The organism is Chitinophaga sp. OAE865, assembly GCF_040546735.1.
GTDB lineage: Bacteria > Bacteroidota > Bacteroidia > Chitinophagales > Chitinophagaceae > Chitinophaga > Chitinophaga polysaccharea_A.
On sequence record NZ_JBEPOF010000001.1, the window covers coordinates 678,708 to 698,968 of the forward strand.

24 protein-coding genes are annotated in these 20,261 nt (G+C 46.1%); 10 read left to right on the top strand and 14 right to left on the bottom strand.

Annotated features, from left to right (window positions below; all coding sequences use genetic code 11):
- Positions 1-10: 10 nt before the first annotated feature.
- Complete coding sequence (locus ABIE50_RS02880) at positions 11-976, bottom strand: formylglycine-generating enzyme family protein (RefSeq protein WP_209856143.1); 966 nt, start codon at positions 974-976, stop codon at positions 11-13.
- Between the two features lie 176 nt (positions 977-1,152).
- On the opposite strand from ABIE50_RS02880, the gene ABIE50_RS02885 reads away from it, so the two are divergent.
- The 4 genes from ABIE50_RS02885 (at position 1,153) to ABIE50_RS02900 (ending at position 4,765) form a co-directional block, all read left to right on the top strand.
- Entirely contained in the window at positions 1,153-2,085 is a 933-nt protein-coding gene (locus ABIE50_RS02885; protein ID WP_209856127.1) for a hydroxypyruvate isomerase family protein, read from the top strand.
- A 106-nt stretch (positions 2,086-2,191) separates the two neighbouring features.
- Positions 2,192-2,542, top strand: coding sequence for a phage holin family protein (locus tag ABIE50_RS02890; protein WP_142684589.1), 351 nt, complete (start codon positions 2,192-2,194; stop codon positions 2,540-2,542).
- 34 nt (positions 2,543-2,576) lie between these two features.
- Entirely contained in the window at positions 2,577-4,550 is a 1,974-nt protein-coding gene (locus tag ABIE50_RS02895; protein ID WP_209856124.1) for an alpha-ketoacid dehydrogenase subunit alpha/beta, read from the top strand.
- A 71-nt stretch (positions 4,551-4,621) separates the two neighbouring features.
- On the top strand, positions 4,622-4,765 hold the full coding sequence (locus ABIE50_RS02900; RefSeq protein ID WP_209856121.1) for a hypothetical protein: 144 nt from the start codon (positions 4,622-4,624) through the stop codon (positions 4,763-4,765).
- A 212-nt stretch (positions 4,766-4,977) separates the two neighbouring features.
- On the opposite strand, the gene ABIE50_RS02905 is transcribed toward ABIE50_RS02900, so the two are convergent.
- The 3 genes from ABIE50_RS02905 to ABIE50_RS02915 form a co-directional block, all read right to left on the bottom strand.
- Positions 4,978-5,520, bottom strand: a complete 543-nt coding sequence (locus tag ABIE50_RS02905) for an O-acetyl-ADP-ribose deacetylase (protein WP_209856118.1) — start codon at positions 5,518-5,520, stop codon at positions 4,978-4,980.
- A gap of 4 nt (positions 5,521-5,524) precedes the next feature.
- The gene (locus ABIE50_RS02910) at positions 5,525-6,274 is read right to left on the bottom strand and encodes an NYN domain-containing protein (RefSeq protein ID WP_142684586.1); all 750 of its coding nucleotides are present in this window, start codon (positions 6,272-6,274) and stop codon (positions 5,525-5,527) included.
- A gap of 119 nt (positions 6,275-6,393) precedes the next feature.
- Positions 6,394-6,864: a Dps family protein gene (locus ABIE50_RS02915; protein ID WP_142684585.1), complete on the bottom strand. Its 471-nt coding sequence runs from the start codon at positions 6,862-6,864 to the stop codon at positions 6,394-6,396.
- Positions 6,865-7,043: 179 nt separating this feature from the next.
- On the opposite strand from ABIE50_RS02915, the gene ABIE50_RS02920 reads away from it, so the two are divergent.
- Complete coding sequence (locus ABIE50_RS02920) at positions 7,044-8,231, top strand: MFS transporter (protein WP_209856115.1); 1,188 nt, start codon at positions 7,044-7,046, stop codon at positions 8,229-8,231.
- A gap of 144 nt (positions 8,232-8,375) precedes the next feature.
- On the opposite strand, the gene ABIE50_RS02925 is transcribed toward ABIE50_RS02920, so the two are convergent.
- From ABIE50_RS02925 to ABIE50_RS02940, 4 genes are all read right to left on the bottom strand, one after another.
- The gene (locus tag ABIE50_RS02925) at positions 8,376-9,821 is read right to left on the bottom strand and encodes a DNA recombination protein RmuC (RefSeq protein ID WP_209856112.1); all 1,446 of its coding nucleotides are present in this window, start codon (positions 9,819-9,821) and stop codon (positions 8,376-8,378) included.
- Between the two features lie 141 nt (positions 9,822-9,962).
- Positions 9,963-11,039: an iron-containing alcohol dehydrogenase family protein gene (locus ABIE50_RS02930; protein ID WP_209856109.1), complete on the bottom strand. Its 1,077-nt coding sequence runs from the start codon at positions 11,037-11,039 to the stop codon at positions 9,963-9,965.
- Positions 11,040-11,059: 20 nt separating this feature from the next.
- A complete protein-coding gene (gene kdsB, locus ABIE50_RS02935; protein WP_142684581.1) occupies positions 11,060-11,785 on the bottom strand; it encodes a 3-deoxy-manno-octulosonate cytidylyltransferase in 726 nt (241 codons plus the stop codon).
- A 70-nt stretch (positions 11,786-11,855) separates the two neighbouring features.
- Entirely contained in the window at positions 11,856-13,046 is a 1,191-nt protein-coding gene (locus tag ABIE50_RS02940) for a DegT/DnrJ/EryC1/StrS family aminotransferase (protein ID WP_142684580.1), read from the bottom strand.
- A gap of 119 nt (positions 13,047-13,165) precedes the next feature.
- On the opposite strand from ABIE50_RS02940, the gene ABIE50_RS02945 reads away from it, so the two are divergent.
- On the top strand, positions 13,166-13,603 hold the full coding sequence (locus ABIE50_RS02945) for a YybH family protein (RefSeq protein WP_209856106.1): 438 nt from the start codon (positions 13,166-13,168) through the stop codon (positions 13,601-13,603).
- A 116-nt stretch (positions 13,604-13,719) separates the two neighbouring features.
- On the opposite strand, the gene ABIE50_RS02950 is transcribed toward ABIE50_RS02945, so the two are convergent.
- The gene (locus ABIE50_RS02950) at positions 13,720-13,908 is read right to left on the bottom strand and encodes a hypothetical protein (RefSeq protein WP_209856103.1); all 189 of its coding nucleotides are present in this window, start codon (positions 13,906-13,908) and stop codon (positions 13,720-13,722) included.
- A gap of 380 nt (positions 13,909-14,288) precedes the next feature.
- On the opposite strand from ABIE50_RS02950, the gene ABIE50_RS02955 reads away from it, so the two are divergent.
- Positions 14,289-14,834 carry a CAP domain-containing protein gene (locus ABIE50_RS02955; protein ID WP_209856100.1) on the top strand — a complete coding sequence of 182 codons (546 nt, stop codon included), beginning with the start codon at positions 14,289-14,291 and terminating at the stop codon, positions 14,832-14,834.
- Here ABIE50_RS02955 and ABIE50_RS02960 read toward each other — a convergent pair whose 3' ends face one another.
- Both ABIE50_RS02960 and ABIE50_RS02965 read right to left on the bottom strand, forming a co-directional pair.
- A complete protein-coding gene (locus ABIE50_RS02960; protein ID WP_209856097.1) occupies positions 14,835-15,104 on the bottom strand; it encodes a hypothetical protein in 270 nt (89 codons plus the stop codon). It abuts the gene before it with no gap.
- Between the two features lie 15 nt (positions 15,105-15,119).
- Positions 15,120-15,869, bottom strand: a complete 750-nt coding sequence (locus ABIE50_RS02965; protein ID WP_209856094.1) for a glycoside hydrolase family 25 protein — start codon at positions 15,867-15,869, stop codon at positions 15,120-15,122.
- A gap of 133 nt (positions 15,870-16,002) precedes the next feature.
- Here ABIE50_RS02965 and ABIE50_RS02970 point away from each other — a divergent pair, with 133 nt between their 5' ends.
- From ABIE50_RS02970 to ABIE50_RS02980, 3 genes are all read left to right on the top strand, one after another.
- Entirely contained in the window at positions 16,003-17,028 is a 1,026-nt protein-coding gene (locus ABIE50_RS02970; RefSeq protein WP_142684574.1) for an SPASM domain-containing protein, read from the top strand.
- A gap of 167 nt (positions 17,029-17,195) precedes the next feature.
- Positions 17,196-17,558, top strand: a complete 363-nt coding sequence (locus tag ABIE50_RS02975) for a BlaI/MecI/CopY family transcriptional regulator (protein WP_209856091.1) — start codon at positions 17,196-17,198, stop codon at positions 17,556-17,558.
- Between the two features lie 5 nt (positions 17,559-17,563).
- Positions 17,564-19,264: a TonB family protein gene (locus tag ABIE50_RS02980; protein ID WP_209856089.1), complete on the top strand. Its 1,701-nt coding sequence runs from the start codon at positions 17,564-17,566 to the stop codon at positions 19,262-19,264.
- Here the strand turns inward: ABIE50_RS02980 and ABIE50_RS02985 are convergent.
- The 3 genes from ABIE50_RS02985 to ABIE50_RS02995 are packed head-to-tail and all read right to left on the bottom strand — an operon-like array spanning position 19,212 to position 20,260.
- Positions 19,212-19,559 carry a hypothetical protein gene (locus ABIE50_RS02985; RefSeq protein ID WP_209856086.1) on the bottom strand — a complete coding sequence of 116 codons (348 nt, stop codon included), beginning with the start codon at positions 19,557-19,559 and terminating at the stop codon, positions 19,212-19,214. The two genes, ABIE50_RS02980 and ABIE50_RS02985, sit on opposite strands and share 53 nt — an antisense overlap.
- Positions 19,560-19,579: 20 nt before the next feature.
- Positions 19,580-20,041, bottom strand: coding sequence for a hypothetical protein (locus tag ABIE50_RS02990; protein WP_209856085.1), 462 nt, complete (start codon positions 20,039-20,041; stop codon positions 19,580-19,582).
- A 24-nt stretch (positions 20,042-20,065) separates the two neighbouring features.
- Positions 20,066-20,260 (bottom strand): YtxH domain-containing protein, encoded by a 195-nt coding sequence (locus ABIE50_RS02995; RefSeq protein ID WP_142684569.1) that lies wholly within the window; start codon positions 20,258-20,260, stop codon positions 20,066-20,068.
- Position 20,261: the final 1 nt, after the last annotated feature.

Below are 20,261 nucleotides of genomic sequence, written 5' to 3' on the forward strand. Positions count from 1 at the left end.
TTGAATCTTTCTAGCGTGCACCTTTATATTTAGCGATCATCTCTTCAAAGAAAGTGTTGGCTTCCGCCTCCGTTGGTTGCTTCACCGGTCTTACTATCCTGAAACCAACAAAGGGAGCGTCTGCATTCCACCAGGAGCTTTTGGGGATCTGCGGATCCCTGCGGTTCCATACGGGGTCTGATTTTAAACGGGCGGCACTGCGGAGCAGCGGGGCTTCGTCCTGAAAACTACCGCCTTTCAGCAGTCGCGGGGTTTTCGCCGTAGGCTGCGTCCAGGGATCCTTAGCGGAAGCATTGGCTACGCCGTTTTCATCGTATTGGTCCAATGTCCATTCTTCAACATTTCCCAGCATATCGTATAATCCCCAGGCATTGGGTTTCAGCTGTGCTACCTTATGGTATTTATTATCGCTGTTATCTTTAAACCATGCATATTCTTTCAGCTGGCCTGCATCGGCGCCAAAAGGATAAGCTGTCGCTGCGCCGGCCCTGCAGGCGTATTCCCATTCTGCCGCAGTAGGCAAACGGTAAAAAACACCTGTTTTTATATACAGCCACTGACAATACATCAATGCACCATACTGGCTCATACTGTTGGCAGGGAAGCCACCGGCTTTTCCCATTCCCAAAGTAAGGTCAATATAAGGCGGGCTGGGGCGTGTCATCCCATCCGGTGTAGGTGTTTTATCTTTTTCCGCATCAGCGTATATATCGTATTCGTCGAAAGTAACCTCAGTAGCGCCCATCCAGAAATCGGAAATCTCTACCTTTTTTGCCGGGCCTTCATCTTTATTCCTGCCTTTTTCATTGTCTGGGCTTCCTAGTTGAAAGCTCCCTCCTTTTATTGGTATCATTTTGAAACTGACATCAGTTCCGGGGATTTGCTGGCTGTAAACTTCGAATGCCTGTTTTGATTGTGCTACAACAACCTGGCTGAGCAATCCACCCAGCAATAAGGTCATATACTGTTTAGTCATCTAACGTGATTGAAATATAAAGTGGGTGAATCTAAAAAAAACTAATCTGGAAAGCAATATTTTTTGATGAATGCGAAAATGGGCTGATGAATTGAAAATTTTTCATCAAAATTAGCATTTCCTTAGAAAAGCGATTAAATTTAGGACCCGTCAATTTTACCATCAATCAAAACGTTATGGAAAGAAGAAAATTCCTGCAAAGCGGCACCCTGGCCGGTATTTCAGCTCTGGCGCTCGGAGGGATCAGCAATGCAGCACACGCCGAAGATAATAACACCGCCAGTTTGGCCGGAAAGCCGTTTAATATGAACTACGGCCCCCACGATGGCATGTTTAAAAACAGCGCCAATGGCGGCAACTTCCTGGACCAGATCAAATATATGTACGACCAGGGGTTCCGGTCTATTGAAGACAACGGCATGCTGGGACGCTCACCTGAAGAACAAAGCAAAATAGGTGATCTCCTGGCCAAACTCGGCATGACGATGGGCGTATTTGTAGTAGACACCGGCAACAACTGGAAACCATCACTGGCTACCGGTAAACAGGAATTTAAAGACGCATTTATCAAAACCTGTAAAGCCAGCGTAGAAACCGCCAAACGCTGTAACGCCAAATGGGCCACGGTTGTTCCGGGCTATTTTGAGCGCAACCTTCCTATTGGCGTTCAAACCGCGCATGTGATAGATGCCTTACGCAGCGGTGCGGAAATTTTTGAGCCGCACGGACTGATCATGGTATTGGAGCCGCTAAGCGATAACCCCGACCTGTTTCTCCGTACTGCCGAACAAAGCTTTGAAATCTGCAAGGCTGTTAAAAGTCCATCCTGCAAAATTTTATACGACATCTACCATATGCAGCGCAATACCGGCAACCTCATTCCTGTAATGGACTGGTGCTGGGACGAAATCGCCTATATCCAGATCGGCGACAACCCGGGCCGTAAGGAACCTGGCACCGGTGAAATCAATTATAAAAACATCTTTAAACATCTCCATAACAAAGGATACAAAGGTGTACTGGGCATGGAACACGGGATAGCTGGCAAAGGAAAAGAAGGCGAAGACGCACTGATCAAAGCTTACCGGGAAGCAGACAGTTTCCTGTAAACCATTCATAGATGGCTGTTGACAGCAGGTTAGACGCCTGCTGTTAACAGCCAAACTTTGCCAGTCCCTTTTTTTTTCGTTACCTTAACTAGTAAAACAACGTACAATGGGTTTCCTGATTCGTATACTAGTTAGCGCCTTAGCTGCCATGGCAACCGCGTACCTGCTGAAGCCGGCAGTGAAAGTGGACAGCTTTATTGCAGCGCTGATACTCGCATTGGTATTGGCTCTTCTGAACGCCCTGGTTAAACCCGTACTCCTTTTTCTCACATTCCCGGTAACCCTTGTTACCCTCGGGCTTTTCCTTTTTGTTATCAACGCCCTGATCATCCTGCTGGCTGCCAAACTGGTACCAGGATTTAATGTGGACGGCTTTTGGTGGGCGATGCTTTTCAGTATCGTAATGACGATCATCAATAGTGTGATGATCAGTCTTGCCGGTGGTAACAACGATTAGCCCTTACCTTTACTGCCTGTTAAAAAGCCAATTCATGTATTTTGACCGGTCAGACCTAAGCGATGCGCAATTACAATCTTTCTATAAAGCACTGGTATATCCACGGCTTATAGAAGAGAAAATGCTGCTGTTACTCCGGCAGGGCAAAATAAGTAAATGGTTTTCAGGCATAGGGCAGGAAGCTATTGCTGTAGGTGCCACGCTGGCGCTGGAAGCTGATGAATGGATCCTGCCACTTCACCGTAACCTCGGCGTATTCACGACCCGCGGGATGCCGCTCGATAAACTGCTGCTGCAATGGCAGGGCAGCGAAAACGGCTACAGTAAAGGCCGTGAACGCTCCTTTCATTTTGGCAGCAGGCCGCATCATATTTGCGGCATGATCTCCCATCTCGGCCCACAACTCTCAATTGCCGATGGCATTGCCCTGGCACATCAGCTAAAGAAAGAGGCAAAAGTATCGCTTGCCTTTACAGGAGAAGGAGGTACCAGTGAAGGGGAATTTCATGAAGCCCTCAATGTGGCTGCAGTATGGGGCCTGCCGGTTATTTTCCTGGTAGAGAATAATGGTTATGGACTAAGCACTCCGGTGAGCGAACAATATCATTGCGCCAACCTGGTAGATAAAGCCATCGGCTATGGCATGGAAGGCGTACAAATAGACGGTAATAATCTCCTGGAAGTATATCAAACCATACGTACCGCCCGGGCCTATGCCATTAAAGAACAAAAGCCCGTATTGATAGAGGCCATGACCTTTCGTATGCGCGGTCATGAGGAAGCCAGTGGTGTAAAATACGTGCCCCCTGCCCTTTTTGAGGAATGGGGCAAAAAAGATCCGATCGCTCAATATGAATCCTTCCTGCTGCAGGCCAACCTGCTTTCTGCCGAAAGTATTACCACCATCAGGGAAGAATTAAAACATGAAATAGAGGAACTGGTGGCCAGGGGCCTTACCGATGCCCCGTTCCCTGCCGATACAGAGAAGGAGCTCAACGACCTCTATGCCGCAGCACCCGCTCCGGTGGCCGCTTCCGGAGCCTCGTCTGAAAAACGTTTCATCAATGCTTTGTCCGATGGGCTTAAACAAGCCATGGAACAACATCCTGAGCTGATCCTGATGGGACAGGATATTGCTGCCTACGGAGGCGCATTTAAAATCACGGAAGGTTTCCTTGAACAGTTTGGCGCCAGCAGGGTGAGAAATACTCCTTTGTGTGAGAGCGCTGTGATCGGCGCCGCGCTGGGCTTGTCTATCGGTAGTTTTAAGAGTATGGTGGAGATGCAGTTTGCTGATTTTGTAACCTGTGGGTTCAACCAGATCGTAAACAACCTGGCCAAAATACATTACCGCTGGGGTCAGAATGCCGATGTGGTGATCAGGATGCCCTGTGGCGGCGGTGTTGGCGCCGGTCCTTTCCACTCTCAAACCAATGAAGCCTGGTTTACCCATGTACCCGGCCTGAAAGTGGTATACCCTTCCAACCCGGCAGACGCCAAAGGCTTACTGACAGCAGCTTTCGCTGATCCCAACCCCGTGATGTATTTTGAGCATAAGGCATTATACCGCAGCATCAGCGGGCTGGTACCCGATAGCTATTATACCACAGAAATAGGGAAAGCCGCACTGGTACAGCCCGGGGAGGATATCAGCATCATTACCTGGGGCAGCGGCGTACACTGGGCGCTGGATTATGCCGGGCAGCATCCGGAGCTTTCTATCGGGATCCTTGACCTGCGCACCCTGCTGCCGCTGGATTACCCCGCGATCCGGGAAGTTGTAGCGGCAACAGGCAAAGTGCTGATCCTGCATGAAGACACGCTGACAGGCGGATTTGGCGCGGAAATCAGCGCATGGATCGCCGAGCACTGCTTTTCCCTGCTGGATGCACCCATAATGCGCTGCGCCAGCCTGGATACCCCCGTGCCTTTTGCCGGCCCCCTGGAAAAAAATTTTCTCGCCAAAGCAAGGCTGGGCGAGTATATCCGGCAATTAACCAGCTGGTAACGTAGCCTTTGATTGGGAATATGCATTGAATGTTTTAATTTGCACGCGGAATAATATAAAATCATTATACAATGTTGATGAATCTTTTAACAGTAGTACACACCACCAACTTTTACAAAGTTGGCGATAGTATCGGAGGATTTCTGGCGCCTGTGGCCATTATCGTTTTTGCTGCCATGTTTATTTATGCATGGGTTAAATACGCAAAACTCTAATTGTAATAGTTTTTACATCGCATTATAGGAAAGGGCTATCTCAATGAGATAGCCCTTTCTATGTATATCCAAACTGGATAACAACTTCCTCTGTAATGTCTACTGCTCCGGCACTTTCAAATTATTTCCCCGAAACGGTGAATACAAAACCGGAACAGACGGTTAAGCTGATAAGTAAATAAACGCAGCAGCATGGGAAAGCGCCTCAAAAGTTATGCTTCCGGAGGTATGTGCTGATTATAATAATGTTCTGTATAGCGCAGGTTCTCTTCGTCATAGCATACCAGGATCACTTCTTCTATACCGGTGTTTCCTTCCAGGTATTTTACGATGGTATCCATAGCAATTTTCGCAGCAAGGTCTTTCGGAAAGTGATAAATACCTGTACTGATGTTCGGGAAAGCGATACTTTTCAAATGATGCCGGTCTGCCAGTTCCAGGGAATGGCGATAGCAATTAGCCAGGAGCATATCTTCTTCACGGGTACCGTTATTCCAAACCGGGCCTACCGTATGAATGACATGTTTTGCGGGTAACCGGCCGGCAGTAGTGATCACCGCTTCGCCTGTTTTGCATCCTCCCTGCCTGGCTACAATAGCCCTGCAATCGTTGAGAATGGCAGGTCCACCGGCGCGGTGAATGGCCCCATCCACACCGCCTCCGCCCAAAAGGGAGGAATTGGCCGCATTAACAATGGCGTCGGCGCTTACCTTTGTAATGTCGCCCCGGATGATGCTGATCTTTTTGTGTGCCATAGGATTATACTGTTCTTACATATACCAGTTTCCCGGTTTTCTTTCCGCTTTCCCTGATATCTATTTCAAAATCAGGAAAGCTTTTCAGCAGCTGCACCAGTTTATTAAATCCAAAATTGCGGGAGTCAAAATCCGGTTGTTTCTTTAGCAACAGGTTGCCAAGTTCTCCCAGGTATGCCCAGCCGTCTTCATCTGCAATGTCGTTGATACTGGTGGATATTAACGATACCAGCTGCTTATCTGCCTTACTGATACTGTTCCGTTTATCTTTGGTGGTCTTTGTTTTTTCTGTATCCGTTTTCTTTTCCCTGACCTGCAGAATTTCGAGGTAGATGAATTTGTCGCAGGCGGCCCTGAAAGCACTGGGCGTTTTTTGTTCTCCCATACCATACACTATCATTCCTGCCTCACGCAGGCGGGTAGCCAGCCTGGTAAAGTCGCTGTCGCTGGATACCAGGCAAAACCCATCTACCCTGCCGGTATACAATATATCCATTGCGTCAATGATCATGGCGGAATCGGTGGCGTTTTTACCGGAAGTATAACTATATTGCTGAATGGGGGTGATGGCATAATCCAATAATACGCCCTTCCATCCTACCACTGTGGGCTTCGTCCAATCGCCATAAATCCTTTTAAAAGTAGGGTTGCCATACTTCGCTATTTCTTCCAGCATCCCTTTAATGTTATGATACGGAATATTATCAGCGTCTATTAACACTGCCAGACGAAGGTCTTTCGAGGTATTATCCATTGTTATTGTTTTTGGGTTGAAGGGGCACATAACAAATGTAGCCAATTACTGAAAACTAAAAACGTGCCGGCTGCAGTTATTTACTGCCACCGGCACGTCGGTTATTTCAGGTAATCAGCTTAGCTAACGTATGCGCGGATCATCCAGGCGAGCTTCATATGCTTTTGCAGCATTTGCGTAGCAAAATCCGCAGCTCCCTTGTCTTTGTATTTTTCATCGAATTCATCAATGAGCCTGCGCAGGTTACGGATTATTGTTTCATGGTCATCCAGTAATTCCTTCAGCTGCTTTTTCTGGTCATTGGAATATTCAGATTCCAGCAGGTTGGTCAATTTTAAAACATCTGCATAGCGACCTTCTGCATAATGACCTATCGAACGGATATATTCTGCCACCTCGTCGCCAAAATCCTGCAGCTCTTCATATTGTGCTTCATAGAACTTATGCATTTCCATGAAATTACTTCCTTCGATATTCCAGTGGCAATTGCGTGTTTTAGCATAAATCAACAATTCATCTGCCAATACTTTATTCAATTCTAACGCTATTTTTTTTGTGTTTTCTGCTGAAACACCAATGTTTGCTTTCATATCATTGACTTTTTTTGGTTACTATAAATTTAATATTTCCCTGGATATTGAACCATGATGATTATCATAATTTAACCGCCGGTTAATATAAACAGGTCACTGTTGATTTTTGTTCATAAGATTACTATGGCGGGCAATTACTTTGCTAAAATTGTACCATAGTTCCTAATTTTGCTGGCATGTATCAGTCGAAGGAAAGGATTTACACCCTGCATTTCATATTACTTTGTCTTAGTAACGCACTCTTTTCTGCCAGCTTCAATATGATGATCCCCGAGCTGCCGGCTTATCTTACCCGGATGGGTGGTGCGGATTACAAGGGATACATTATTGGCTTATTCACTTTAATGGCGGGGTTGTCAAGACCATTCAGCGGCAAACTGACAGATACGATAGGGCGTGTGCCCGTTATGATTTTCGGGTCGTTGGTATGTGTGGTATGCAGCCTGATTTATCCGCTGATCAGTTCTGTTGGCGCCTTTCTCCTGTTACGGTTCTTCCATGGGTTTTCCACCGGGTTCAAACCAACAGGCACTTCTGCCTATGTATCTGATTTGGTGCCGGTTACACGACGCGGCGAGGCAATGGGTATGGTGGGATTATTCAGCACCATCGGTATGGCCATGGGGCCTGCCATCGGAGGATACGTGGCTGTACGGTGGAATATTAACGTCATGTTCCAGCTGTCTGCCGTGTTTGCGTTATTGTCTGTGGTGATTCTCATCGGGATGAAAGAGACTCTCACCAATAAGCAACGTTTCCGGTTTTCCCTGCTGAAGATCTCCGGCAGTGAAATTTTTGAGCCGCTGGTTTGGTCGCCGGTGATCATCACATTCCTTACCTATTTCAGCTATGGCGCCATTCTCACAATCATCCCGGATTTCAGTGCCTACCTGGGGATAAGCAATAAAGGCCTCTTCTTTACTTTCTTTACGGGCAGCTCCATTGGCATCCGGTTATTGGCGGGTAAGGTATCAGATCAGTTTGGGCGCGTGCCTGTGTTAAAAGTTTCTGCAGTGATGATGGCCGGCTCTATGCTAATGATGGCGTTGGCCCACAACAGCCTGTTACTTCTTTCCTCCGCTGTAGTGTATGGCATTTCAGTAGGACTCAACTCCCCGGCAGTAACCGCGTGGACGGTAGATCTTGGCCGGCCGGAACACCGGGGCCGCGCGCTCGCCAGCATGTACATCGCCATGGAAGCCGGTATTGGCCTGGGTGCCTACTTTTCCGCCTTCATCTATAATAATCACTCAACTAATTTCCCCGTTACATTCTATGTATTTGCCGGCATAACACTAATGGCCACGCTATATCTTAGTTTCATTTATAAACCCGGGAAAACCACGGATACTGCTATGCAATAGTCATATCAGCAACATGCTTTTTATCAGCCCTGTTCATCAGGTAACACAACATTATTGCCACCAGTCTGATACTATTAATAATCCCTGGTTTTCTCAATCAGCCGTACTTATAGGCTGATGGTGATCCCACCGCTTACCGGCCCTTTACTGATCTGTAGCCTCTTCGTCCGGAATTGCTTTGGCGGGAATCACAGTGATCTGCTCCTCATCAGGCAATAATAAATCTTCTGTTGCGGCTATCTTTAAATTTTTAGGCAGCTCTTTCTTATTATCGAGCCCAAGTTTACGCATTCTTTCTGCACGCCCCACCAGATTGCCATTCCCGGCAGACAGCTTATTCATCGCATTTTCGTAAGCCCCCTGGCTCCTCTTCAAATGCTCCCCTATCAGTCCCATATCTTCTGCAAACCCCACAAACTTATCATACAAAGCACTTCCCTGCCTTACAATTTCTTCCGCGTTTTTATTCTGTTTGTCCAGTCTCCACATATTATCAATTACCCGGAGTGTAGCCAGCAAAGACGGTACGCTTACCAATATGATCCTTTTACGGAACGCGAAATCATACAGGTCTTCATCTACCTGCATGATAGCAAGTGCGTAAGCCGGCTCAATGGGAATAAATAACATCACAAAGTCCGTGGTATTCTTATATAACGTATGATACGCTTTGGCACTCAATTCCGTTACATGGTTCTTTACCGACTGTAAATGCATCCTGAGCGCCTGTTTCTTCTCTTCCTCACTGGTTGCGCTGCAGTACTGTTCGTATGCTTTCAGGGATACTTTGGAGTCTATAACCAATTGCCTGTCTTCCGGCAACAGCAATACCAGGTCCGGCTTTCTCAGCTGCCCCGTTTCATCCCGCTGGGCATCCTGGGTAAAGTAATGCACGCCCTTTTCCAGTCCGGAAGCCTCTAATACCCTTTCCAGGATCATTTCCCCCCAATTTCCCTGCCTCTTTGTATCAGCCTTAAGTGCATTTGTCAGGTTATTTGCTTCTTTCGACAATGTTTGATTGAGCAGCAGCAGCCGCTGTAACTCATTCTTCAATTCTGTGCGCTGTGCCGTTTCTGCTACAAGTGATTGCTGCACACTACTACGGAAATTATCGATCTTCTCTGCCAGCGGCTTCAGCACATCATCCATTTTAGCCTTATTCTGTTCCATGAATGTGCCGGAAATACGCTGCAACAATTGCTGGGCAGTATTCTCAAACTGTATTCTAAAGTCCTGTTGTACCTGCTGCAGCCGCTCCTTTTCCCCACTCAGTTGCAGTTGAAGATATTTATTCTGCTCCATGATACGCCCCTGCTCAGACATCAATACTGAAAACTCCTCATTTAACCGTTCCAGTTGCTCCTGCTTCTCTTTCAGCAACATTCCTTTATCATCCAGCATGTTCTGCAGGTATTCCTGCCGGGCTTCCAGCAGGTTATACTTTTCCTGCAAGGTGGCCTGGCTTACCTGCCAGGCGTTCTGCTGCCGGGCAAGCTCCCTCTCACCGGCCTGTTGCTGCTGCCGCGCAGCGAACAACAGGTAGCCGAGCACCAATATTACAATTCCCGAAATGACAATAAGTATGATCATGATAATTTCCTCTTTTAGCAAAATAATCTGTTACTACGCACTGAATTTGCGTTGAGGCAGACGAACTTCTTCCTAAAATAAAAAGCAGGAACAACCGGAAATTACCCCGCCCGTTCCTGCTTCCAATATAATTAAACCCTGTTATAAGCGCTCGTACAGCTTACGCAGCCTTTCACGGGTCATAATCTGCTGCCAGTCTTTACCCAAGGCATTTTCCCATAAAGGAGCCATGCCCAGCGACACATTGATCATTGTTTCAAACTGCTCATCTGTTAAGCCTTTGGTAATACCCTGCGGAATAGTGATGTTATGCTTTTTCACCATCTGCTTGAATTTTATCACTCCCTCCGGGTAAAATTCCTCCAGTTTATCAAACACAATACAGTTCCCAATACCATGTTTGGTACCAAGCAGGTATGCCAGCCCATAGCTCACGGCATGCGCCACACCTACCTGTGAATAGGCAATGCTCATACCTCCCGCATAAGATGCCATCATCAGTTTTTCATCAGCATCATCATCCCAATGTTCTTTCTGCAGGAAGATTTCTTCACACAACTCCTGCGCCTTCTCTCCATATGATTTACTGAATGCATTCAGATAAGTGCCCTCCAGCGATTCCACACAGTGAATAAAACAGTCCATAGCTGTATAAAACCGCTGATTTGCTTCTACCGTTCTTGTCAGTGAAGGATCCAGCACAATCTGGTCAAACGGTGTAAAGTCAGAGTTCATTCCCAGTTTACGGGTAGGCCCTGTTAACACACAGGTACGGCTTACCTCCGCTCCCGTGCCGGAAATGGTAGGTATGCCCACTTTGTATACACCCGCTACTTTCACAAGATCCCAACCCTGGTAGTCCGCAGATGAACCGGGGTTGGTCATCATCAGAGACACTGCTTTGGCCATATCCATCACAGATCCGCCACCAATACCAATAATACCGGATACAGTACCGAATTCCGCTTTGAGCTCATCCCGGATCTTATCTACCGTTTTGGTTTTAGGCTCATCAGTTACATCTATCACTACAATTTTATCCTTCCCTTCCAACGGGATACGGGATAAAAATTCGTTCTTATCCTGGAAATACTCATCCACGAAAAATATCATGGGAGCATCGCTTATACGCCTGGGGGCCAGTATTTCACCCAGCTGATCAAAACATCCGCTGCCGTAAACCACGTAATCCACCATTTTAAAATTCCTGAATTTCATATATCCGTAATAGTTAGGTGTTATAAAAGTTTTGCTGCCTTTTGCAAATCCTCAGGGGTATCTATTTCCACGCCCATGTATGAAGTTACCACCATTTTCATGGGAATCCCGTTCTCCAGGTAACGTAAACATTCAATCTTCTCCGCTGCTTCCAAGGGTGTTACCTCCAGCTGCGTGAAGTCGAGCAGGGTTTGTTTGCGGAATGCATAAATGCCAATATGCTCGTAATAAATGCTTTTAATATCCTTATTACGTGGATAGGGAATAACGGAACGGGAAAAGAATAATGCGTTGAAGTTCTTGTCTACCGCTACTTTCACATAATTAGGATCCTCTATAGATGCCTGGTCTTTCAGTTCCTGCATCAGTGAAGCTACCTGCACTTTCTTTCCTTCTTCTCCTTCAAATACCTTCAGCAGTTTTTCCAGTGGCTCCTTTTGTGTAAACGGCTCGTCTCCCTGCACATTCACTACAATATCCACCTCCATGTCTGCTACGGCCTCGGCTATACGATCAGTACCACATTCATGCTCCTTCCTGCTCATAACAGCTTTCCCGCCATTATTCACAATTTCATTATAGATCAGGTCACTGTCTGTCACTACCATTACATCGTCAAAAACCCCTGTATTTACTGTAGATTCATACGTTCTGAGTATCACTGTTTTATCACCCAGCCTGGCCATCATTTTACCGGGGAAACGGGACGCGCCATAACGGGCAGGTATCAACGCTATTTTTTTCATGTAGTCTGATTTTAACTGCAAAAGGCGCTGGTAAAACAAATATACATTGCACCACACACCTTCAGATCAATTATAATGCGCTTTTCACTGCTTTCACCAGTTTTTCTGCCCTCTCCTGTATCTCGGCATCGCTCCAGCTCAGGTTGATCGGGGTGGAAATATTCCGGCCGATGATAGCATCTGAAGCGGGGAATTCTTTGGTCTTATATACTTCCATTGCCTGTTTCAGTTCTTTGGCAAAAGGAGTTAACACACTGCCTTGCTTAAAATGCTGCCATTGGCGGATATAATGCCAGTTGTTTTCATAATAATGAAACGCCACCAGTCCGGCTGCTTTCATCGCTGCAGCCGCTTTGGCTGCCTGCGCGGTTTCCGGCAGGAAAAACGAAAGAAAAGTGGCACTGTCGCCGGCTTCATCCGGCAAACGGCGGAAAGTTATGCCCGGTACTGCAGCCAGGGCATCCTTAAATATTTTCTTGGTCTTACGCTGTATTTCCAGGAAAGTATCCAGTTTGCGGATCTGTGCCAGTCCCACCGCTGCGTGCAGCTCGGAAATACGGTAGTTGTAACCAATAAACGGATGAAGATCTGCTCCACGGTCTGCCCCCAGGTGATCATGCCCATGGTCCGTATAGCCGTCACATTTAGTATAAATATCTTTATTGTTGGTGATGATCGCCCCGCCTTCTGCGCAGGTGATCGTTTTTACAAAATCAAAAGAGAAAGTTCCTGCATCGCCGATCGAGCCCAGCGCCTTTCCTTTGTAAGATGCACCGAAGCTCTGGCAGGCATCTTCGAGGAGAAACAGGTTATGTTTTTTGCAGATGGCCTGCAATGCATCCAGGTCTGCCATTGCTCCACACATATGCACCGGCATAACAGCCTTTGTACGCGGGGTAATAGCGGCTTCCACTGCTTTGGGGTCAAGTGTCAGGGTATCATCCACATCAACCAGTACCGGCGTGGCGCCTACAGAAAACACCGATTCAAAGCTGGCCACAAAAGTAAAGGTCGGCATAATGATCTCATCGCCGGCGCCCAATCCCAGGGCGGCCATAGCGGTGGTTAATGCAGCTGTACCACTGGAGGCAAGTTGGGTATACTGTACATTCAGTTTATCGCAAATGGCCTGTTCCAGCTCCTTTGCTTTCCAGATGCCTTTACGCGGACCATCAAATCCGTAGCGCATCATGATCCCTGTTTCCAGTACATCGTTTACTTCTTTCCTTTCCTCGGCTCCAAATAGTTCAAATCCGGGCATAAACTGTTGATTTTAAAATATAATTTTGAATGAGTGCTTTTTAAATAGTGCTGCAAAGTTACTATAATAGGCATTGCATTACATCGGAAAAACTGTTTATCTTTTGCTAAAAATTTACCATGCGTTTTGCACTGTTTCTTATCCTGTTGGGCGTTTTAGCTGGAATGCCCACCCGCGCGCAGAAAGCCGGTTCTTCCGATCAGCAGCAGATTTCGGCGCTGATGTCGATCCAAACAGCTGCATGGAATAAAGGGGATATAGATGGCTTCATGGCCACTTACTGGCATTCTGATTCCCTTCTTTTTATTGGTAAAAATGGAGTAACCTATGGCTGGCAGGCTACGCTGGACCGTTATAAAAAAACCTATCCCGACGCTGCGGCTATGGGCAAACTGGATTTTCAATTACTGGAATTCAAGCCCCTGGCGCCCGGAACCTATCTCCTGATAGGCAAATGGCACCTGGAAAGAACTATTGGTGACCTGCAGGGCCATTTCAGTCTTGTCCTGAAAAAAATAAAAGGACAGTGGAAAATTATTGCTGATCACAGCAGTTAAAAAAAACCATCCCAGGAATAGGATGGCCGCTATACACCACAACATTAAAGAAGTTTGGCACTTCTTTATTTTGGAAATAAATTTTAGCTTGTTTTCATTTCGATATGGTAAAAAGTTCAATGCGTTGATTTTTTCCCTTTTTCTTCATTATCCCTCACCGCCTTGTTCTCTTTTTCCGGCTTTTCAGACAAGTCGCCATGCAGAGGGTTGCGGTTGACAGTTCCTTTATCCTGCGATAAAATATCTACCGGCCTCTTCTTTTTATCATGATGTTCGCCGGTACGTTCTGTTTCCTTCTTTTTCATAATCTCTTTTTTTGAAGATGAAAATATGGGAGATGTAAAGAAGATAACAAACACTATTCCACCCACCTAACAGGCCATTTTACATACTTAGCGAACTGGCGCCGGGGCATCATCTCCACAAAACCCTGATGCACAGTGAGAAAGAATAACAACACCATAAATGCAGGAATATGACAGTTATGATTAACATTAGATTTACAAAAACTATGTTCCATATCTCATATCTACGCACTATCTTCGGTGCCTCAATGTGATTTTAACCCGTAACCTCTGATCAACCACGAGTAGTTTTAATCAAGTTCGTTCCTAAAGCCGATTTAAGTTTTAATCCAAGTCCTGTTTAGAACCCGGTATCTATTTACTATAACTTATTACTGGTTATGTCCGGGAAAATTATGCGTGTTGCCACCACTTTGCTGGCCCTTATTATTTACTGCGGTTGTACTAAAACAACAGATCTCAGTCCCGGAGAACCGGGAAAAATATCTCCTGCAGATACCTCCACGGTACCTGAAAACAAAGTAGATCGCAACGCCCTGTTAACGCTGGTAAACGGAATGCGCAGCCGCGGCTGTAACTGCGGCACCGATAAAATGGCGCCCGTAGGCCCTGTTACCTGGAACGGCCTGCTGGAAAGAGCCGCCTATGATCACAGCAAAGACATGGCACTGAATAATTATTTCAGCCATACCGGCCTCAATGGTTCCACTCCCGGCTCACGTCTTGATGCGGCTGGCTATAAATGGAATTACTATGGTGAAAACATTGCCACCGGCAACCTGGATGAACAGGCCGTGATACTTGGCTGGCTGAACAGCCCCAGTCATTGTCATAGTATGATGGATGCAAAATTTACAGAGATGGGTATTGGCCGTTATAATAACGCCTGGACAATGGAGCTGGGCAGGAGGTCTGTTACCCGGTAATCAGGGAGCACTCATTTTTTTACGCCACAGGCGCCATACGAAATACAGATAGGCTATCATGGAAACCCCAAACCAGGCATAAAAAAAGATCATCCTGCCGGGGGTGGATTCCTCCGGTATGGCAAATCCCAGGTACAAGCCCAGGAATACATTGATCATCATCCAGAAAAAACCAATAAAAATGGTCCTCATAATTTTTATAAGGAAATGAAATAACTCATAGTCCATTTTATTGGGATCCTCCGGTGGTTTGTCCTGTTCTTCTTCCATAACCTGTATATGATGCTAAGGTATGCATAGTTTGGCTAGGTCTGTACTATCCCCCTTAAATACATTGAAATCCACTGTGGTCCGGATACCGTTCACCCGGCCAATATCGCTGTGCTGCCAAAACAACCAGGCCCTATCGGACCGGGGACGCTCCTTCTGATAATAATGCGCGATCCATAGAGGATAGCGGTCAAACTCGCTGCCAAGATAGGTTTCGTAAAAATGAATATTGGTATAGATGATCGGTTTTACTTTGTACACTTTCTCCATTTCCTCCAGCCAGATCTTCGCGGTACTCCTGATCACCGCCGCAGGTTGATTGTTGCTGGTTTCAATATCCAGTACCGGCGGCAGGTCGCCCGATTGCAGGTCGGCCACATTATGAAAGTTAATAGCCTGTTTCAAAGGATCACGGGTGGCATAAAAAAAATGATATGCCCCCCTGATTAAGCCTACCTTTCCGGCCCTGTCCCAGTTTTGTTTGAAGGCGGCATCCTGTCGTGTAATGCCTTCCGTGGCCTTTATAAATGCAAAGGATATACGAATTTTATCCACCTGCATTTGTTTTACTGCTGCCCAATTAATGTCTTTCTGGAATTTGGAAACATCGATGCCATGAATCTTGTAATTCACCGGCATATCAATGCCGAATTCTTCATACCGTACAAACTTCACTTGTTTTTCCTGCCCGCGCCACCACAGGTAAGCCGCTGCGGCCAGTACTACCAGGAGTATCAATAATAATCGGATCCGGATGCTTTTCACTTTTTGTTGCTGTTAGTTGCAGGTAATTGGGTCAGGATGCTCTGATAAATACCGGCAGCCCTACTTTTTTACAGCAAGTATAGGCTATAATTTGTTTAAAGAAGCTACTTTTACAATGCTCAAGTGATTTTTTATGCCCGATTTTAACCTGAAGGATACCCTTAATTTGTTTTCCAAGTTCACACTGCGCCGTGGTTTAAATGCCGGCAAAGTGCTCGGAAGCTATTTTGTAAGCAAGTGGACCGGCAAGCCGGTTCAGTGGGGTTACCCTATTTCCATATCTTTTGAGCCTACCACTTCCTGTAACCTCCGCTGCCCCGAATGCCCCAGCGGTCTCAGGGCCTTCACACGGCCTACCGGTATGCTGGAGCAGGATTTCTTCAGGAAAACGATCGATGAAATTTCCAAAGAACTATTATATCTCATCTTTTATTTCCAGGGAGAGCCCTATCTCAACACAGGGTTCCTCGACATGGTGAAGTATGCGGCAGGTAAAGGAATTTATACTGCTACCTCCACCAATGCCCACTACCTTACAGATGCCAATGCAAAAAAAACAGTGGAGAGCGGACTTGACAGGCTCATCATCTCCATTGATGGCACTACCCAGGACGTATATACGCAGTATCGTGTGGGTGGTCATCTTGACAAAGTAATACAAGGAGCAAAAAACATCGTAAAATGGAAAAAAGAGCTTAATTCGTCCAAACCTTTCGTTTTTTTCCAGTTTCTCGTCGTAAAACCAAATGAGCACCAGATAGAAGATATTAAACGGCTGGCCAAAGAAATAGGCGTTGACCAGGTACGGTTCAAAACTGCACAGGTATATGATTATGAAGAAGGCAACCGCCTGATTCCTACCATTGATAAATATTCACGCTATCATCGCAACGAAGATGGCACCTATGCTATTAAAAATAAACTCGGGAATCACTGCTGGCGTCTCTGGCATTCTCCCGTGGTTACCTGGGACGGATTGGTAGTGCCCTGCTGCTTCGATAAAGATGCACAACACCGGCTGGGCGACCTGAAAAAAGAATCGTTCAAAGCGCTGTGGCATAATAAAGAGTATATCCGTTTCCGTAGTGAAATCCTTGAAACCCGCAAAAACATAGACATCTGCGCCAATTGCAGCGAAGGCACCAAAGTATGGGGATAATCTAAAGCAAACATTCCTTATAACTTCAACCGCAGCAAAGGCGCCAAAGTATGCTCCCCGCCCTTCCTGGATTTTTTTCCTGTTGACACTCAACATCTTAACTACATTTATAGTTAATTACTACAAAAATAGTTTTTAAACTACAAAAATAGTTATAGATTCGTGTTATGAAAAAGCTATCCCGTAAAGAAGAAGAGTTAATGCAGGTGATGTGGGACCTGGAAAAAGCATTTGTAAAAGATGCTATAGAACAGCTTCCTGACCCCAAGCCGCATTACAACACCATTGCCACGCTCATGAAGCGCCTGGAAGAAAAAGGGTACCTCGCCCATCATGAATATGGTGGCTCCTTTGAGTATTATCCTATCATAGCCAAGGAAAGTTATAAGGACACTTTTATGAAAAAGGTACTCAATACTTTCTTTGATAACTCCTATCTCAATATGCTGGCTTACTTCGCCAAGGAAGAAAAAATAAGTGCAGAAGAAATGAAAATGCTGGTGAAGATGATTGAAAAAGATAAAAAATAACGTGTATGCCTACCCTGTTTATTTATATACTGCAAACATCCTGCGCAATGACCCTTTTTTATCTGCTGTATATCAGCTGTTTTAAAAAGGAAACATTTTACAGATACAACAGGATCCTGCTGCTGAGCGCTTTTATATTTTCGGCAGTGTTGCCGCTGTTGCCCATCCCGGCGCTGCGCTGGGTGGAAAAGCCAACGGAAAATGTATCTCCTGTAAGCGTTTATTTCAGTAATAACCCACAAGTACAAACGCCGGTACAGGAAGTAGCAGCGGTACATCACTGGTGGGACCCGTTTCTGCAGCATGCCGGCACAACTTTGCTTACAGCCTATATAATAATAGCCGCCATGTTGCTGCTGATCCATTTGTTACAGCTGCTGAAAATCAGGCGGCTGGCAGCATCCGGCAATGTCTATGAGCGTAACAACATTCGCTATGTACAGCTTCCCGGCATAACGGCGCCTTTTTCTTTCCTGAGAACCATTTTTTTTGATCCTAACGCACACGCCCATACGGAACTTCAGCACATTCTCCGGCATGAGGAAGCCCATGTACAGCAATACCACTCTGCCGATATGCTGCTGTCTGCCCTGTACTGCTGCATTTGCTGGATCAACCCCTTCGCCTGGCGCTGCAAAAGGGCCCTGCAGTTAAACCTGGAGTTCCTGGCAGATGAAGCCGTTATCCAAACCACAGACGCCCCGGATGCCTACCAGTACAGCTTACTGAAGATAGGCATGAAGGAAAGTAGGATAGCCCTGGTAAATCATTTCAGCAAGTCATTCATTAAAAACAGAATACTCATGATGAACAAAACCCAATCTCCCCGGTTACGTACCTGGCGGTACCTGCTGCTGCTGCCGGTGCTCGGGCTGGCAGCCGGCCTTTTATCCGCTACCTCGCCCCTACCCGAAAAAAAGAGTCCGGCAGGCAGCAAATATCTCGCTACAGATAAGGACGCTCTTTATGGCGTTGTTACGCGACTAACTACAGATGATGACCTGGCGGAAATGCAAAAAGTGCTGAAAGAGAAAGGGGTAATTGTAGACATCCCGACCCTGAAACGCGACGGGAACCAAGAAATCACTGGAATAGAATTCAGGATGACGTCTGCCAGATGGTCTATGAGTACCACACGTGATCCGTTTGGTACCTATTTCTTCTATTGTGCCCCAAAGGAAGGCGCAATAGGCCCTATTCCTATGAAGAATTGTCCGCAAAGCCTGCTGAAAGTGGCTATTGCTGAAAGCAAGGAACCACTGAAGGGAGTTACCAGTGATACTTCTTTCATAAACCGGTTCCCGGGTGGAGAAACTGCGTATCGCAAAACAGTGGCAAAGAATGTTCGCTATCCACGGGGTAGCCAGCAAAACAAAATAGCAGGCGTAGTTGCACTACAGTATAAAATTCAACCCAATGGAAGCATTAACGATATAGAAGTATTGTTTAGCCCGGACAAGGCATTGGGTGAAGAAGTAAAACGCGTTGTTGAACAGTTCCCTGCGTTTGCAGCAGATCCTTCCGGGAAAACTGTTACCGTTTCCCTCCGCGTATCCTTTATGTTGGATAACGGTTCGGGAGGATTTATCAAAGGACAGGACGCGGATAATGCGGATGTGGTTGTTGTAGGATATTTACCAAAACCTATTTCCTTTATTCAGCCACTGGCTCCTTCTTCTTTCTTCGGCCCTTCGTCACCTTGTTGAAAAGGTTGATTCCCAGCTGAACGCCTACAAATTCCAGTACCGTCATTAATGCCCCGGTAGCGAAATTCTTGAATTTGCCACTTCCCCATGCGATCTTAGCTACATTCATAGCTAGGTTCAGGGCACCGCTATGTTTTGCGCTACCGGGGATAACGGCGTTCAGGGCCATCTTTTTATAATTGTCCCTGAAGTAATCTACCCTGTTACCCATTTCATTTTCCAGCTGCTTGGATTTCATTTTCAACCGGGCAATTTCCAGCTCCAGTGATTCGAAGCTGTTTATTTTTTTACTCATGTGTAAACATTTATCATTGTTTATCCTCTCATGGTGTTTTCGGTGGCCTCTTCATCCGGAACATAACCGGGATCTTCCGGTTGCTCCTTTGGCCGTTGATTGTGAATATGATTGGAGTGCTCATCCTGCTCGGTAATTTCATCCACCAGCTCGGCAATCAGCAACCTTGAAAGAGGGCGCTGTATCAGCTGTTCCCGGAACAGCAGGATAACAATAAACAAGAGAATGAATAGCCCTGCAGCACAGCTGAAACCAATAGCAAAACTATTCGTCATTTCCCCGATCCAGAAGCCTACTACCATTCCAAGAAATAAAATCACAAAAAAGAACAGCAGGAAAGCCATCAAAAGCGAGAAGAATAATCCCAACGCTTTTGACAACTTTCCTGCTGCCTGGAGCTTAATCAGGTCCAGTCTGGTTTCCAGGTACTCCCTGGCTACTTTTCCCGTTTGGTTAAAGTAGTTGCTGAAATTATCTTCCATGCAAATCAGTTTATTCAAATAGGGTTAAGCCAACTCGTTCTCTAATTCATCCTGGAACTGATCTTTTCTTTTTCTCCATTTTTCTTTCAGCTTTTCAGACTGATCTTTTAATTTTTCCACCAGTTCATCTTTCTTGTCTGAATTAAGGAAATACCCTACCGCAACGCCAACGGCTGCACCTACTATAAATGAAACCACGGCTTTGGAACTTGTACTCATA

What these genes read in the sequence shown, in the direction of transcription:
- ABIE50_RS02880 (WP_209856143.1), bottom strand. Translation starts at nt 976, where the DNA reads ATGACTAAACAGTATATGACCTTATTGCTGGGTGGATTGCTCAGCCAG.
- ABIE50_RS02885 (WP_209856127.1), top strand. Translation starts at nt 1,153, where the DNA reads ATGGAAAGAAGAAAATTCCTGCAAAGCGGCACCCTGGCCGGTATTTCA.
- ABIE50_RS02890 (WP_142684589.1), top strand. Translation starts at nt 2,192, where the DNA reads ATGGGTTTCCTGATTCGTATACTAGTTAGCGCCTTAGCTGCCATGGCA.
- ABIE50_RS02895 (WP_209856124.1), top strand. Translation starts at nt 2,577, where the DNA reads ATGTATTTTGACCGGTCAGACCTAAGCGATGCGCAATTACAATCTTTC.
- ABIE50_RS02900 (WP_209856121.1), top strand. Translation starts at nt 4,622, where the DNA reads ATGTTGATGAATCTTTTAACAGTAGTACACACCACCAACTTTTACAAA.
- ABIE50_RS02905 (WP_209856118.1), bottom strand. Translation starts at nt 5,520, where the DNA reads ATGGCACACAAAAAGATCAGCATCATCCGGGGCGACATTACAAAGGTA.
- ABIE50_RS02910 (WP_142684586.1), bottom strand. Translation starts at nt 6,274, where the DNA reads ATGGATAATACCTCGAAAGACCTTCGTCTGGCAGTGTTAATAGACGCT.
- ABIE50_RS02915 (WP_142684585.1), bottom strand. Translation starts at nt 6,864, where the DNA reads ATGAAAGCAAACATTGGTGTTTCAGCAGAAAACACAAAAAAAATAGCG.
- ABIE50_RS02920 (WP_209856115.1), top strand. Translation starts at nt 7,044, where the DNA reads ATGTATCAGTCGAAGGAAAGGATTTACACCCTGCATTTCATATTACTT.
- ABIE50_RS02925 (WP_209856112.1), bottom strand. Translation starts at nt 9,821, where the DNA reads ATGATCATACTTATTGTCATTTCGGGAATTGTAATATTGGTGCTCGGC.
- ABIE50_RS02930 (WP_209856109.1), bottom strand. Translation starts at nt 11,039, where the DNA reads ATGAAATTCAGGAATTTTAAAATGGTGGATTACGTGGTTTACGGCAGC.
- kdsB (WP_142684581.1), bottom strand. Translation starts at nt 11,785, where the DNA reads ATGAAAAAAATAGCGTTGATACCTGCCCGTTATGGCGCGTCCCGTTTC.
- ABIE50_RS02940 (WP_142684580.1), bottom strand. Translation starts at nt 13,046, where the DNA reads ATGCCCGGATTTGAACTATTTGGAGCCGAGGAAAGGAAAGAAGTAAAC.
- ABIE50_RS02945 (WP_209856106.1), top strand. Translation starts at nt 13,166, where the DNA reads ATGCGTTTTGCACTGTTTCTTATCCTGTTGGGCGTTTTAGCTGGAATG.
- ABIE50_RS02950 (WP_209856103.1), bottom strand. Translation starts at nt 13,908, where the DNA reads ATGAAAAAGAAGGAAACAGAACGTACCGGCGAACATCATGATAAAAAG.
- ABIE50_RS02955 (WP_209856100.1), top strand. Translation starts at nt 14,289, where the DNA reads ATGTCCGGGAAAATTATGCGTGTTGCCACCACTTTGCTGGCCCTTATT.
- ABIE50_RS02960 (WP_209856097.1), bottom strand. Translation starts at nt 15,104, where the DNA reads ATGGAAGAAGAACAGGACAAACCACCGGAGGATCCCAATAAAATGGAC.
- ABIE50_RS02970 (WP_142684574.1), top strand. Translation starts at nt 16,003, where the DNA reads ATGCCCGATTTTAACCTGAAGGATACCCTTAATTTGTTTTCCAAGTTC.
- ABIE50_RS02975 (WP_209856091.1), top strand. Translation starts at nt 17,196, where the DNA reads ATGAAAAAGCTATCCCGTAAAGAAGAAGAGTTAATGCAGGTGATGTGG.
- ABIE50_RS02980 (WP_209856089.1), top strand. Translation starts at nt 17,564, where the DNA reads ATGCCTACCCTGTTTATTTATATACTGCAAACATCCTGCGCAATGACC.
- ABIE50_RS02985 (WP_209856086.1), bottom strand. Translation starts at nt 19,559, where the DNA reads ATGAGTAAAAAAATAAACAGCTTCGAATCACTGGAGCTGGAAATTGCC.
- ABIE50_RS02990 (WP_209856085.1), bottom strand. Translation starts at nt 20,041, where the DNA reads ATGGAAGATAATTTCAGCAACTACTTTAACCAAACGGGAAAAGTAGCC.
- ABIE50_RS02995 (WP_142684569.1), bottom strand. Translation starts at nt 20,260, where the DNA reads ATGAGTACAAGTTCCAAAGCCGTGGTTTCATTTATAGTAGGTGCAGCC.